Annotated in this window: 12 protein-coding genes; 8 read left to right on the plus strand and 4 right to left on the minus strand. The window is 70.6% G+C overall.

The window, feature by feature from the left end:
• The first annotated feature begins 222 nt into the window (after window positions 1-222).
• From ACIQ6R_RS32250 to ACIQ6R_RS32280, 7 genes are all read left to right on the plus strand, one after another.
• Window positions 223-1,095 (plus strand): SGNH/GDSL hydrolase family protein, encoded by an 873-nt coding sequence (locus ACIQ6R_RS32250; RefSeq protein ID WP_404182461.1) that lies wholly within the window; start codon window positions 223-225, stop codon window positions 1,093-1,095.
• Between the two features lie 30 nt (window positions 1,096-1,125).
• Window positions 1,126-2,082, plus strand: coding sequence for a GlxA family transcriptional regulator (locus ACIQ6R_RS32255; RefSeq protein WP_404182464.1), 957 nt, complete (start codon window positions 1,126-1,128; stop codon window positions 2,080-2,082).
• A 157-nt stretch (window positions 2,083-2,239) separates the two neighbouring features.
• Window positions 2,240-3,238, plus strand: coding sequence for a type I glyceraldehyde-3-phosphate dehydrogenase (gene gap, locus ACIQ6R_RS32260; protein ID WP_404182467.1), 999 nt, complete (start codon window positions 2,240-2,242; stop codon window positions 3,236-3,238).
• Window positions 3,239-3,287: 49 nt separating this feature from the next.
• On the plus strand, window positions 3,288-3,785 hold the full coding sequence (locus ACIQ6R_RS32265) for a peptidylprolyl isomerase (RefSeq protein ID WP_404182470.1): 498 nt from the start codon (window positions 3,288-3,290) through the stop codon (window positions 3,783-3,785).
• A 149-nt stretch (window positions 3,786-3,934) separates the two neighbouring features.
• Window positions 3,935-5,413, plus strand: a complete 1,479-nt coding sequence (locus ACIQ6R_RS32270; protein WP_404182473.1) for a glutamate-cysteine ligase family protein — start codon at window positions 3,935-3,937, stop codon at window positions 5,411-5,413.
• A gap of 50 nt (window positions 5,414-5,463) precedes the next feature.
• Window positions 5,464-6,306, plus strand: a complete 843-nt coding sequence (locus ACIQ6R_RS32275; protein WP_404182476.1) for a class II glutamine amidotransferase — start codon at window positions 5,464-5,466, stop codon at window positions 6,304-6,306.
• Window positions 6,307-6,583: 277 nt separating this feature from the next.
• On the plus strand, window positions 6,584-7,522 hold the full coding sequence (locus tag ACIQ6R_RS32280; protein WP_404225234.1) for a TauD/TfdA dioxygenase family protein: 939 nt from the start codon (window positions 6,584-6,586) through the stop codon (window positions 7,520-7,522).
• A 53-nt stretch (window positions 7,523-7,575) separates the two neighbouring features.
• Here the strand turns inward: ACIQ6R_RS32280 and ACIQ6R_RS32285 are convergent, their stop codons facing one another.
• The 4 genes from ACIQ6R_RS32285 to ACIQ6R_RS32300 all read right to left on the minus strand — a co-directional run bounded on the left by ACIQ6R_RS32285 (window position 7,576) and on the right by ACIQ6R_RS32300 (window position 12,717).
• Window positions 7,576-9,399: a glycoside hydrolase family 2 protein gene (locus tag ACIQ6R_RS32285; protein ID WP_404225236.1), complete on the minus strand. Its 1,824-nt coding sequence runs from the start codon at window positions 9,397-9,399 to the stop codon at window positions 7,576-7,578.
• A 70-nt stretch (window positions 9,400-9,469) separates the two neighbouring features.
• Window positions 9,470-10,369: a carbohydrate ABC transporter permease gene (locus ACIQ6R_RS32290; protein ID WP_404225238.1), complete on the minus strand. Its 900-nt coding sequence runs from the start codon at window positions 10,367-10,369 to the stop codon at window positions 9,470-9,472.
• A gap of 2 nt (window positions 10,370-10,371) precedes the next feature.
• Window positions 10,372-11,322 (minus strand): carbohydrate ABC transporter permease, encoded by a 951-nt coding sequence (locus tag ACIQ6R_RS32295; protein WP_404182488.1) that lies wholly within the window; start codon window positions 11,320-11,322, stop codon window positions 10,372-10,374.
• A 21-nt stretch (window positions 11,323-11,343) separates the two neighbouring features.
• Entirely contained in the window at window positions 11,344-12,717 is a 1,374-nt protein-coding gene (locus tag ACIQ6R_RS32300) for an extracellular solute-binding protein (protein ID WP_404225239.1), read from the minus strand.
• Window positions 12,718-12,918: 201 nt separating this feature from the next.
• On the opposite strand from ACIQ6R_RS32300, the gene ACIQ6R_RS32305 reads away from it, so the two are divergent.
• Window positions 12,919-13,974, plus strand: coding sequence for a LacI family DNA-binding transcriptional regulator (locus ACIQ6R_RS32305; protein ID WP_404182494.1), 1,056 nt, complete (start codon window positions 12,919-12,921; stop codon window positions 13,972-13,974).
• The last annotated feature ends 125 nt before the right edge of the window (window positions 13,975-14,099 follow it).

Consider the following 14,099-nt stretch of genomic DNA (forward strand, 5'->3'; position numbering starts at 1 on the left):
CCACACGTTCCGGCCGCGGGCAACGCCTTTTCCGCGGCGGCCCGTCGGCGGCGGAATCGATCGGAAGTCGACGACTCTCACGGGCCCGCCGCAAGAAGTTCCGCCAACAACGTTGACTCAAAGTCAGGGCACATGCACATTACTTAAAAGTAGAACCGACCGGTAACCAGCGGTCGCCCGCTCGCGCAACTCCCGCACCCGCACCCCGAGAAGAGAGACCCCATGCCGAAGCATGCCCTGCGTCGTGTCATGACCGCGTCAGTCGCCCTCGCGGGCACGCTGGCCCTCGGTCTCACCGACGCCACCGCGCACGCCACCCCCTCCCTGGACTACGTCGCCCTCGGCGACAGCTACAGCGCCGGCTCGGGTGTTCTGCCCGTCGATCTCACCAACCTGCTCTGTCTGCGCTCCACGGCGAACTACCCCCACGTCATCGCCGCCGCCACGGGCGCCCGCCTCAAGGACGTCACCTGCGGCGCCGCCCAGACCGCCCACTTCACCCAGGCGCAGTACCCGGGCGTCGCGCCCCAGGTGGACGCGCTCAGCGCCGGCACGGACCTGGTCACGCTGACCATCGGCGGCAACGACAACAACACGTTCATCAACGCCATCACGGCCTGCGGCTCCGCGGGCGTCCTCAGCGGCGGGAAGGGCAGTCCCTGCAAGGACAGACACGGCACGTCCTTCGTGGACCAGATCGAGACCAACACCTACCCCGCGCTCAAGGCCGCGCTGCGCCGCGTCCACGCCGAGGCTCCCAACGCCCGGGTCGCGGCCCTGGGTTACCCGTGGATCACACCGGCCACCGCCGATCCGTCCTGCTTCGCGAAGCTGCCGATCGCCGCCGGTGACGTGCCCTACCTGCGCGACATCCAGACACACCTCAACGCCGCCGTCGAGCGGGCCGCGGAGGAGACCGGCGCCACGTATGTGGACTTCTCCAAGGTGTCCGAGGGACACGACGCCTGCGAGGCCGCCGGCACCCGGTGGATCGAACCGCTCCTCTTCGGCCGGAGCCTCGTCCCCGTCCACCCCAACGCCCTCGGGGAACGGCGCATGGCCGAGCACACCATGAGTGCCCTGGGCCTGAGCTGACCCGTCCGCTTCCCCACGTACGCTGGCCCCGTGCCGTCCTCCCGCCTGCGTCGCGTCGCCGTCCTCGTGCTCGAGGGCGCGAAGCCTCTCGATGTCGGTATCCCGGCTCAGGTGTTCACGACGCGCGCGAGCATGCCGTACGAGGTGCGGGTGTGCGGCGCGGCGCCCGGCCTCGTGACCGGCGGTGACGGCCTGTCGTACCACGTCGCCCACGGCCTCGACGCGCTGGCGTGGGCCGACGTGGTCTTCCTGCCCGGTTACCGGTCCCCCGACCTCGACGATCCACCGCCGGCCGTCGTCGACGCGCTGACCGCGGCCCACACGAGGGGTGCGCGGCTCGCCGCCATCTCCACGGGCGCCTTCGCGCTCGCCGCCACGGGCCTGCTCGACGGCAGGCGCGCCACGACGCACTGGCACTACACGCGGGCACTCGCGGCGAAGCACCCTCTCGTACGGGTCGACGAGAACGTGCTGTTCGTGGACGAGGGCAGCGTGCTGACGTCCGCCGGCGCCGCCTCGGGCATCGACCTGTGCCTGCACGTCCTGCGCGGCGACCTCGGGGTGGCCGCGTCGAACCACGCGGCCCGGCGCCTCGTCGCCGCTCCCTACCGCAGCGGCGGTCAGGCCCAGTACGTGCCGCGCAGCGTGCCGGAGCCGCTGGGCGAGCGGTTCGCCGCCACCCGCGAGTGGGCGTTGCGTCGGCTCGGCGAACCATTGACTCTGGAGGCCCTCGCCCGGCACGCGGCGGTGTCGGCGCGCACGTTCTCGCGGCGCTTCGTCGACGACACGGGGTACACGCCGATGCAGTGGGTCATGCGCGCCCGTATCGACATGTCCCGTGAACTGCTCGAACGCTCGGAGCGCAGCGTCGAGCAGATCGCCGCCGACGTCGGTCTCGGCACCGGTGCGAATCTGCGGCTGCACTTCCAGCGCATCCTCGGCACCACACCGAGCGAGTACCGGCGCACCTTCGCCCAAGGCGAATAGCCCCGCGACCGCACTACGCAGCCGCAACCGCAACCAACCACCGTGTCCGGCGCTTGGCGCGATCCTTGCGAACCATGGCGATCACGCCGCTGCCGACGGCGGACGCCGCGCGAGAGTCTGGTGGTGCACCGCACGGCGAACCGAAGGGACACCTCACATGACTCGCATCGGCATCAACGGTTTCGGACGCATCGGACGCAACGTGCTGCGCGCCCTCCTCGAACGCGACAGCAAGCTCGAGGTCGTCGCGGTGAACGACCTGACGGAGCCCGCCACCCTCGCACGGCTGCTGGCCTACGACTCGACGGCGGGCCGGCTCGGCCGCCCGGTGACCGTCGACGGGGACACCCTCGTCGTCGACGGCCACCGCATCAAGGTGCTCGCCGAGCGCGAGCCGGCGCGGCTGCCCTGGGCCGAGCTCGGCGTCGAACTCGTGCTGGAGGCCACCGGCCGCTTCACCTCGGCCGACGCCGCCCGCGCCCACCTCACCGCAGGCGCGAGGAAGGTCCTGGTCAGCGCGCCGTCGAACGGCGCCGACGTCACCCTCGCGTACGGCGTGAACACCGACGCGTACGACCCGGCCGCGCACACGATCGTCTCGAACGCGTCCTGCACCACCAACGCGCTCGCGCCGCTGGCCGCGGTCCTCGACGAGCTCGCCGGAATCGAACACGGCTTCATGACGACGGTGCACGCCTACACACAGGAGCAGAACCTCCAGGACGGTCCGCACCGCGACCCCCGCCGCGCCCGCGCCGCCGGGGTCAACATCGTGCCGACCACGACGGGCGCCGCCAAGGCGATCGGCCTGGTGCTGCCGAACCTCGACGGCAAGCTGTCGGGCGACTCGATCCGCGTGCCGGTACCGGTGGGTTCGATCGTCGAGCTCAACACGACCGTCGCCCGTGACGTGACGCGGGACGACGTGCTGGCGGCCTACCGCACCGCCGCCGAGGGGCCCCTCGCGGGCGTGCTCGAATACTCGGACGACCCGCTGGTCTCTTCGGACATCACGGGCAACCCGGCCTCGTCGATCTTCGACTCGGCCCTGACCCGCGTCGACGGCCGCCACGTCAAGGTGGTCGCCTGGTACGACAACGAGTGGGGCTTCTCGAACCGGGTGATCGACACGCTCGGGCTGCTCGCCACACGCTGAAAGGACGGCCGGTGCGACATCACGGGGGTTCGCACGTCACAATGGTGCGATGAGCAATTCCAAGGTTTACTTCGACATCGACATCGACGGCCAGGATGCGGGCCGCATCGTCTTCGAGCTCTTCGAGGACGTCACCCCCAAGACCGCCAAGAACTTCCTCGAGCTGGCCACCGGCGAGCACGGCTTCGGCTACGCGGGTTCCCCGTTCCACCGCGTGATCCCGCAGTTCATGCTGCAGGGCGGTGACTTCACCCGGGGCGACGGCACCGGCGGCAAGAGCATCTACGGCGAGAAGTTCGCGGACGAGAACTTCCAGCTGAAGCACACCGAGCCCTACCTGCTGTCCATGGCGAACGCGGGTCCGAACACCAACGGCTCGCAGTTCTTCGTCACCACCGTCCCCACCCCGTGGCTGGACGGCAAGCACGTCGTCTTCGGCAAGGTCGTCGAGGGCACGGACGTGGTCGACAAGGTCGAGGGCTACGGCTCCTCCCCGGCCGGCCGCACCTCCGCCAAGATCACGGTGCGGGAGTCCGGCAAGCTCTGAGGGGCTGATCGGCCGCACGAGGACCTGAATCGACGGGGCTCATCGCACACGGTGCGGTGGGCCCCGTCCCGTCCCGTCTGGTGAGGGGCGCCAGGTGGTGCGACGCTGGGGTGGAGAGGCGTCCGAGGAAGGCAACCCCGGGAGGGCCGATGGGACGGGACGTCCCGGCGCTGGTCTTCACCCGCGAGGACCGCCGCCGGTACCGGAGCAAGATGCAGGAGTGCCTCGAGGCCTTCGCGCAGATGCTGCGCGAGTCACGGTTCGAGACCGAGCGGCCCCAGGTGGGGCTGGAGATCGAACTGAACCTGGTCGACGACGAGGCCGAGCCGGCGATGTGCAACAGCGACGCGCTCGAAGCGATCGCGGACCCCGCCTGGGCCACCGAGCTGGGCCGGTTCAACCTGGAGATCAACATCCCGCCCCGCCGGCTGACGGCGGGCGGCCCCGACTCCTGGGAGACCGAGATCCGCGCCGCCCTGAACCACGCGGAGGACCGCGCCAAGTCGATCGGCGCGCATCTGATCATGGTCGGCACCCTGCCCACGCTGCGCGAGACGGACGTGGGCGAGGCCGCCCTGTCGGAGAACCCGCGCTACCGGCTGCTCAACGACCAGGTGTTCGCCGCCCGGGGCGAGGACCTGCACATCGAGGTGGACGGCGTCGACCGCCTGCGGACCTACGCGGACACGATCACACCGGAGGCCGCCTGCACCAGCACGCAGTTCCACCTCCAGGTGTCCCCCGACGAGTTCGCCGACTACTGGAACGCGGCCCAGGCGATCGCCGGGGTCCAGGTCGCCCTCGCGGCCAACTCGCCGTTCCTGCTCGGCAAGGAACTCTGGCACGAGAGCCGTATCCCGCTCTTCGAGCAGGCCACCGACACCCGGCCGCAGGAGATCAAGGCGCAGGGCGTGCGGCCCCGTGTGTGGTTCGGGGAGCGGTGGATCAACAGCGTCTTCGACCTCTTCGAGGAGAACCTGCGCTACTTCCCGGCACTGCTGCCCCTGTGCGACGAGCAGAACCCCGCGGAGACGCTGGACCGCGGCGACATCCCCGAACTGGGCGAACTCACCCTCCACAACGGCACCATCTACCGCTGGAACCGGCCCGTCTACGCCGTCGCCCACGACAAACCGCACGTCCGGGTGGAGAACCGTGTACTGCCCGCCGGCCCGACCGTCGCCGACACCCTCGCCAACGGCGCCTTCTACTACGGGCTCACCCGCGCCCTGGTGGAGGAGGAGCGGCCGGTGTGGTCGCGGATGTCGTTCTCGGTCGCCGAGGACAACCTGCACACCGCGGCCCGGCACGGCATCGAGGCACGGCTGTACTGGCCCGGCGTGGGCGAGGTGACCGTGCCCGAACTCGTCCTGCGGCGGCTGCTGCCGCTGGCGCACCGGGGATTGGAGCTCTCCGGCATGGACGCGGCCTGGCGGGAGCCGCTGCTCGGCATCATCGAGCAGCGGTGCGTCACCGGGCGCAACGGCGCGGTCTGGCAGAAGGAGATGTTCCACCACATCGACGCCTCCGCCCGTCCGGGCCGCCACGAGGCCCTGCGCCGGATGACGCGGCAGTACATGGACTACATGCATCTCAACGCCCCGGTCCACACCTGGCCGGTCGACTGAGGGCCGGTGCCCCGCGCGACACGCGCCCAGGACCAGGGAGGCGGCAGACGATGTGCCGATGGCTTGCCTACTCGGGAACGCCCGTGCTGCTGGAGACCATCCTCTACCAGCCGCAGCACTCACTGATCGACCAGAGCCTGCACGCCCGGATGGGCGTCGAGACGACGAACGGGGACGGGTTCGGCGTCGGATGGTTCGGTCCGGAGATGACGACGCCCGCGATCGTCCGGGAGATCGGTCCGGCGTGGAGCAACCGCAATCTGCGGGAGATCGCCGGCCATGTCCGCTCGCCCCTGTTCTTCGCGCACATCCGGGCCTCGACGGGCAGCGCCGTGCAGCAGACCAACTGCCACCCCTTCCGCCACGGCCGCTGGATGTGGATGCACAACGGCGCGATCGCCGATTTCCACCGCGTCCGGCGCGACCTCGCCCTTGCGGTCGATCCGGGGCTCTTCACGCACATCGAGGGTTCGACGGACTCGGAGATGATGTTCTTCCTGGCCCTCACGTTCGGCCTGGAGGACGATCCTCCGACGGCCGTGGCACGGATGGCGGGGCTGGTGGAGGAGATCGGACACCGGCACGACGTGGAGTACCCGCTGCAGATGACGGTCGCCGTGACCGACGGGCTGCGGCTGTGGGCCTTCCGCTACTCCAGCCAGGCGGAGTCACGGTCGCTCTACTACAGCTCACGTGTGGAGAGCCTGCGTGCTCTCCATCCCGACCTGCCGTTCCTCCGGGAGGCGTCCGACGAGACCCGCCTCATCGTCTCGGAGCCCCTGGGCGACCTGCCCGGCGTCTGGAACAAGGTGCCCGAGAGCAGCTACGGCGTCGTCCAGCCCGAGGGCGACGCCATGCTCCCCTTCGCCCCGCGGCCCGTCCGGTCGCGTTGACAAGGGCGCGGGAAAATCACACAATCGATGCCATGACCACATACCGGTTCGGCACCACGGCGGAGTGTCCCCGCGTGCCCGAACGAACCGGATGTGAGCGCTCCGGCCGATAACGGCCGTCTTCGAACCGAGGGCCCGACGCGTACGGCGTCGTGAGCAGATCGGCATTCCTTCCGGCGAACCGTCCGGAACACCTTCATTCCCGGGCCGTCCGGCGTCGACGTCGTACCGCCATGGCCCGGTACCGCCCGTACCGCCACACAAGGGGAGGACTCCCATGACCGTCACGGCCGCCGTCCCGAGCACCGGCCTGCGAGAAGCACGCATTCCGCAGGACGGGATGTACGAGGGCCGGCGCGTGCTGCACCGGCTGCCCGCGGGGTGGGAGGAACGGCCCTACGAACTCTTCGAGGTCGTTCCGCAGGCGCGCACGATCGGCGCCGAGATCAGAGGCGTCGACCTCTCGCGCCCGCTCGACTCCGCACTGCGCGAGGAGCTGAACCGCGCCCTGCTGGAGTGGAAGGTGCTGTTCTTCCGCGCCCAGCACCTCACCTCCGACCGGCAGCGCCACTTCGCTGGCCACTGGGGCGAGTTGGAGACCAACCCCCTGCTCGCCGCCGGCGCCAGCGAGGACGTCGTCCGCTTCGACAAGGCCGACGGGGCCACCCCGACGTACGAGAACGTCTGGCACACCGACGTCACGTTCCGCGAGCGGCCGGCGCTCGGCGCCGTCCTCCAGCTGCGCGAGGTCCCGCCGTTCGGCGGGGACACCATGTGGGCGGACATGGCGGCCGCCTACGACAACCTCCCGCAGGAGGTGAAGGACCGCATCGACGGTGCCCGCGCCGTGCACGACTTCATCCCCGGCTTCGCGAGGTTCTACGGTCCCGAGCGGCTGATCCCCCACCAGGACCGCTTCCCGCCCGTGGAGCACCCCGTCGTGCGCACCCACCCCGAGACCGGGCGGCGCATGCTGTTCGTCAACACCTCCTTCACCACCCACATCACCGGCATGGACCGGGACGAGAGCGACCGGCTGCTGCGCTTCCTCTTCCAGCAGGCGCACGTCCCCGAGTACCAGGTGCGCTTCCGCTGGCAGCCCGGCGACGTCGCCTTCTGGGACAACCGCGCCACGCAGCACTACGCCGTGGGCGACTACGGCTCCGACCGCCGCGTCGCGGAACGCGTCGCCATCGAGGGCGACCGTCCCTTCTGACCCCGCGCGCCGGGCCGGAGGCGGCGATCCGCCGCCTCCGGCCCCGGAACCCGCTATGCCGGGTCCTGCTCCTCGATCGCGGCCGGGCGCAGTTGCGCGGCACGGACGCGGCCGACGTCGAGTTTCGGGCCGCGGTCGAACCGGTAGATGCCGTTCTGCTCCTGGAAGACGTCGGTCAACTGGGTGTAGCAGTAGCCGAACATGTCACGGTCCCCCAGCAGCACCTCGGTCAGGCCGCTGAACCGTTCGTGGAACTCGTCCTCGTTGCGGACCCGTTCTCCGTAGCCCCAGGACTCGGTGCGGTCCTCGCCGGAGCGGTCGGCGGCCGCCTCCGGGTCCCACCAGATGCCGCCGAACTCGCTGACGAAGTACGGCTGGCCGCGGTAGGGCTGCGAGTAGGGGGCGCCGTTGTCGTAGGCGTTGACGAAGGGGACGTCCTTGGCGAGGCCCGACATGAGCCGGCGGAAGGCCGCCGGATCCTGCTCGTAGTTGTGGGAGTCGTAGATGTCGGTCTCGGCGACCCGGTGGGCGTACCCGGAGGCGTCGATGACCGGTCGGGTGGTGTCCATGGCCTTGGTGGCGAGGAACATCGCCCGGGTGACGGCGTCGAGCTGGGTGATGCGGTCGTGCAGCTTCTGGTAGGTCTCGTTGAGCGGGCACCAGCCGATGACGGAGGGGTGCGAGTAGTCCCGTTCGAGGGCCTCCAGCCACTGGCCGACGTAGGAGGCGTCGGGCTGCTGGTTGTCGCCCGAGGAGCCGCCCGTCTCGCAGCCCCAGTCGCCGAACTCGCCCCAGACCAGGTAGCCGAGGCGGTCGGCGTGGTACAGGAAGCGCTCCTCGAAGACCTTCTGGTGCAGCCGGGCTCCGTTGAAGCCGGCCTCCATGGCCAGCTCGATGTCCCGGACCAGTGCCTCGTCGGTCGGGGCGGTCATCAGCCCGTCCGGGTACCAGCCCTGGTCGAGCACGAGGCGCTGGAAGAGCGGGCGCCCGTTGAGGGTGACGGCCTTGCCCCGCAGACCCACGGCGCGCAGCCCGGCGTAGCTCTCCGCACTGTCGACGACCTGTCCGGCGGCGTCGAGGAGTTCGAGGCGCAGGTCGTACAGGTGCGGGTCGTCGGGGCTCCACTCCCGCCGCCGCTCCTCCGGCACCGGCAGGTGCAGGCGCGGGGCGAGGTCCAGGTCGGCGCGGGCCTCGGCGCGGGCGACCTCGCCGTCGGTGTCGCTGAGGACGGCGCGCACGCGGTGGCCGGGCCGATTGCCGGACAACGGCAATTCGAGGTGGAAGGCCGAACCGGCCAGGTCCGGGGTGATCCGGGGGCGGCGCAGGTGGAGTTCGGGGACGGGCTCCAGCCAGACTGTCTGCCAGATGCCGGTCACCCGCGTGTAGTTGCAGTCGTGGTTGGCGTACCGCACGGCCTGCTTGCCGCGCGCCTGCGGACCGGACCTGGGGTCGCGGGCCCGGACGGTGACGACGACCTCCTCCCCCGCCCCGGCGATGTCACCGAGGTCGGCGCTGAAGGGGGTGAAGCCGCCGCGGTGCCGGGCGACCTCCTTGCCGTCCGCCCACACGGTGGTGTCGTAGTCGACGGCGCCGAAGTGGAGCAGTACGCGGCGCCCGGCCCAGGCGGTCGGCAGGGTGAGGGCGCGCCGGTACCAGACGGCCTCCAGGAAGTCGGTGTCCCCGATGCCGGACAGCTCGGACTCGGGCGGGAAGGGGACGAGGATCTCGTCGCGCAGCTCGCGGTCGAGGAGGCCGCGTTCGAGTCCGCTGTCGCCTCGGTCGGTCTCGAACTGCCAGGCGCCGTTCAGGTTGAGCCAGTCGCGGCGCGCGAACTGCGGTCGCGGGTACTCCGGGCGCGGTACGGAGTGAGTGGGCACACATGCTCCAGTCGATCGGTGGGCCGGCGCGCTGGCGCCGGGCCCGTGTGTACAGCGGGCGGGGCGAGGATCAGGAACCGCCGAGGCCGGTGGTGGCGACGGAGTTGACGATGCGGCGCTGGAAGAGGAGGAAGACCACGATCAGCGGCAGCGCCGCCAGCAGGGCGGAGGCCATGGACTGCGCGTACTGGACGCCATAGGCGTCCTTCACGGTGGCCAGGCCCACCGGGAGGGTCATCAGGTCCGGGTCGTTGGTGACGATGAACGGCCACATGAAGTTGTTCCACGCCCCGATGAAGACGAAGATCGCCACCGCGGCCACGATCGGCCGCGAGAGCGGCAGCACGATCGACCGGAAGACCCGGAACTCGGAGGCACCGTCGATCCGGGCCGCCTCCTCCAGCTCCCTGGGGATGCCGTCGAAGAACCGCTTGAGGATGAACACCATCATCGGCGCGACGACCTGGGGCAGGATGACCGCCGCGTAGGTGTCGACCAGGTTGAACAGGAGCATCTGCTCGAACAGCGGCACGACGAGCAGCTGCGGCGGGATCATGATGGCGGCGACGGTGACGGCGAGCAGCGCCCGGCGACCGCGGAACGTGCCGCGCGAGAAGCCGTACGCCGCGAGGGTGGAGACCACCACCGTGATCAGCGTGACCAGTGCGGCGATGAAGAAGCTGTTGAAGGCCCAGACGGTGACGTTCCCGCGTTCCAGGATCCGCTGGTAGGCGTCCAGGGTGAAGGCGCCCTTGAACGGCGAGAGGCCGGGGGTGGCGACGTCCTGCTCGCTCTGCGCCGAGGTGATGATCGCCCACAGGAACGGCACCAGCCAGACGACCGCCAGAACGGCCAGCGCCGTCCCGGCCAGGACGCGGGGCAGCCGGCCGTGGCCGAGGAGCAGAGGGGAGCCGGCCGCTTCACGAGGTGGACGGCGCCGTGTGCGGACGGTGGTGACGGTTGCGGACACGGTCAGTCCTCCTGGCGGAAGAGGCGGAGCTGCACGAGCGAGACGACGATGACGAGCGCGAAGAAGAGGTAGGAGATGGCGGAGGCGTAGCCGAGCCGGTAGCCGGTGAAGCCCACGTCGTAGACGTACTCGAGGACGGGGCGGGTCGAGCCGTTGGGGCCGCCCTTGGTGAGGATGTAGATCTGGTCGAACACCTTGAGCGACGCGAGGACCTGGAGCATGGCCACCAGTGCGGTGGTCCTGCGCAGTTGCGGCAGCGTGATCGACCACAGGCGGCGCCACGCCCCGGCGCCGTCGAGTGCCGCCGCCTCGTCGAAGGTCGAGGGCAGGGACTGGAGCGCGGCGAGGTAGAGCAGGAAGTTGAAGCCGACCGTCCACCAGACGGTGAGGGCGGCGACGGACCACATGGCGACGGACTCGTCGGACAGCCAGCCGACGGGGCCGAGGCCGAGCGTGGTGAGGAGCTGGTTGCCGAGGCCCAGTTCGGGCTGGTAGAGCCAGGTCCAGATGAGGGTCACCACGGTCACGGGCAGCAGGTAGGGGGCGAAGAACGCCAGCCGCCACGCCCACTGCCCGGCGAGCCCGCTGTGCACCAGCAGCGCCATCGCCAGCGCGACCAGCACCAGCGGCACGCTGGAGATGACAGTGAAGAAGACCGTGTTGCCGAGGCTGCTCCAGACGTCCGGGTCACCGAACGCCTCGCTGTAGTTGTCGAAGCCGACGAAGCTCGTGTCGCGCAAGGCTAGCGAGGTGTCGGTGAAGCTCATCCACAGCCCTTGCACGATGGGCCACACCATGAAGAGGGCGAAGACGAGCAGGAACGGCAGGACGAAGACGAACCCAGTGCTCGGGGTGGTGCGTATGCGGCGCAGGGCGGCTCGGCCACGGCCGCCGGTACGTGCGGCGGGCGGGGCGGTCTGCGCCTCGGCGCCGGGAGGTGCGGTGGTGGTCACGTCGGTCACTCCTTGTGCTGGTCAGGCCACCGGGTTGGGCTGCCGCAGCAGCGCGTCCGCTTCGCGGACCATCTGACGCACCGCCTTCTCGGCGGACGTGTTGCCCAGCAGCGCCGACTGGAGCGGCTGGCACATCCGGTTCTGGAAGTTCGAACCGGCGCCGACGAACCAGTTGGGCGGGTCGAGCACCGCCACCTTCGCGGCGTCCGCGTAGGAGGACTGCGGGTCGAGGGCCGCGTACTCCGGTTCCGCGAGCACAGGCTGGTAGGCGGGGATGTGGCCGGCGCTCGCCCAGGTGAGGCTCTGCTTGAGGATCTCCGCGACATACCGGTGGGCCTCACGTCGCCGCGCCGGGTCGGGGTCCTCCTGGTGCGGGAGGACGAAGCTGTGGCTGTCGGTGTAGACGGCCGGCTTGTCGAAGACCTGGGGGAAGGGGGCGGCGCCCAGGGGGATGCCGGACTGCTTCAGCGTCGGCAGCTCCCACTCCCCGAGCATGGCCATGCCGCCGCGGCCGCCCGTGAAGGCGGCCAGCGCGCCGTTGTAGTCGAGGTAGTTGGGGTTGGTCCGGCCGTCGAAGAGCTGCTTCATCAACGTCACGACGCGTACGGCGGCGTCGATGTCGATCTCGGGGGGTCCCCCGTCCGGCAGGGTGAACTCGGCACCGGTCTGCGCGTAGAGACCGGCGAACAGCCGCCAGTTCTGTGCCGTGTCGGTGACGTGACCGAAGAGGATGCCCGACTCCCCGGTCGCCTCGGCGAGGGCCTTGCCCGCGTCCAGCAGCGCCTCGGGCGAGCCCATCGGAGCCAGCTCCCCCGAGGAGTCCAGGAGACCGGCGGTGTCCGCGGCCTCCTGGTCGTAGAACACGATGAACGGGTGGACGTCCAGCGGGATCGCGTAGACCGTTCCGTCGTGCTGCGTCCGCGACCAGACGGCCGGCGTGAAGTCCTTCCGCGTGACGCCGAACTCGGCGAGCAGGTCCAGGTCGAAGGCGTCCACCAGGCCGCCGGGCGCGTAGCCCGCCAGCCGGGACAGATGCATGGCGGCCACGTCGGAGGCCCGGCCGCCGGCGGCGGACATGGCGAGTTTGGTGTAGTAGGACGGGCCCCAGTCCAGAATCGTGCGGTCGACCTCGAAGCCCTCGGCGCCCGCGGTCCCCTCGGACACGGCCTCGATCATGTCGTCCATCAGCATGCCGTCGCCGCCCTGGAACAGGTCCCAGACGCTCAGCGCGGACGCGCCCGAGGCGGAGGCCGGTGAGGCGCAGCCGGACAGCGGGCCCGCGGTGAGCAGGGCTCCCGCTCCGGCCATGGTGTGACGCAGGAGCCGACGGCGGCCGATGCGGCGTACCGGGTCGGACGCGGCCGGCACCCCCTGGGCAGGCAAACGGGAACTCATCGCGGACCTTTCGACGGCCGGACGCTGATGCGGTGGCTCGTTTTTACATCGATGTACATTGGCTGTAAAGAGCTGTGGACGAGAGATGGGCAGTGGCGGCGGCGCGAGCGAGTCACGCCGGGGCGTCACTCCGACCTGCGCTCGGGCCCGCGCGGTGCCGGACATAGACTCGGCTCTCGCGTGAGAGGCAGGGAGGTCTCGGTGGCACGGCCCAGGATCAAGGACGTCGCACGTCGTGCGGGTGTGTCGGAGAAGACGGTGTCCAACGTCATCAACGACTACGCCCACGTCTCCGACCGGACCAGGCAGGTGGTGCGCGAGGCCATCGAACAGCTCGGCTACCGGGTGAACCTGGCCGGGCGTCACCTGCGCAGGGGCCGCACCGGCATCATCGCCCTCGTCGTTCCCGAACTGGACATCCCGTACTTCGCCGAGCTGGCCCGCCATGTGATCCGCGAGGCCGAGCAGTGCTCCCTGACCGTGCTGATCCATCAGTCCGGGGCGGATCGCGACCACGAGCTGGCGGCGCTGGCCGGTTTCGGCTCCGCCTTCGTGGACGGGATCATCCTGAGCCCACTCGCTCTGACCGCCGAGGACCTGCGCGATCGTGCGGGCGCCCCGCCCACCGTGCTGCTCGGGGAGCTGCTGGAGGAGGGTGCCGACCACGTGGCCATCGACAACGAGAGCGCCGCGCGCGAGGCGACGAACCACCTGATCGGTCTGGGGCGGCGCCGCGTCCTCGCCGTCGGCGGGCGCGACGACTCGGGTCTGGGGACGGCCGAGGCCCGCACCCGCGGCTACCGTGCCGCGCTGTCGGAAGCGGGCATCGCCTACGATCCGTCCGCCCTGCTGCCGGTCGACTCCTTCCGGATGCCGGACGGCGCCGAGGCCGTGGCGCGGGCGCTGCGGGACGGCGCGCGCCCCGACGCGCTGCTCTGCCTCAACGACCAGCTGGCGCTGGGCGCGTTGCGTGCCCTGCACGAGCACGGCGTCAGGGTGCCGGAGGACGTCGCCGTCATCGGCTTCGACGACGTGGAGGGCGGGCGTTTCAGCGTACCGACGCTGAGTACGGTGGCCCCCGACAAGGCGGCGGTGGCCAAGGTCGCCGTGCAACTGCTCCAGCGCCGCATCGAGGAGGCGACGGCACCGGGCGACGCGAGTGACGGTGCCGGCCCGGGTGTGCTGTCGCCCCAGGACCGCATCGTGGCCCACCGGCTCGTCCTGAGGGAGAGCACGGAGGGCCACGCGCGGCGCTGAGGGGGCGGTCGGTGCGGCGGGCGCGGGCGGCGGGCCCACGACGGGCCCGATGAGGGCGGTGACGAGCAGGCCGAGGTGCGCCCGACTGCCCTCAAAATGGTATTCCATTTTGCCGCAGACCTCTT

Origin of the sequence: Streptomyces sp. NPDC096048 (genome assembly GCF_044763415.1) — a bacterium.
Taxonomy (GTDB): Bacteria; Actinomycetota; Actinomycetes; order Streptomycetales; family Streptomycetaceae; genus Streptomyces.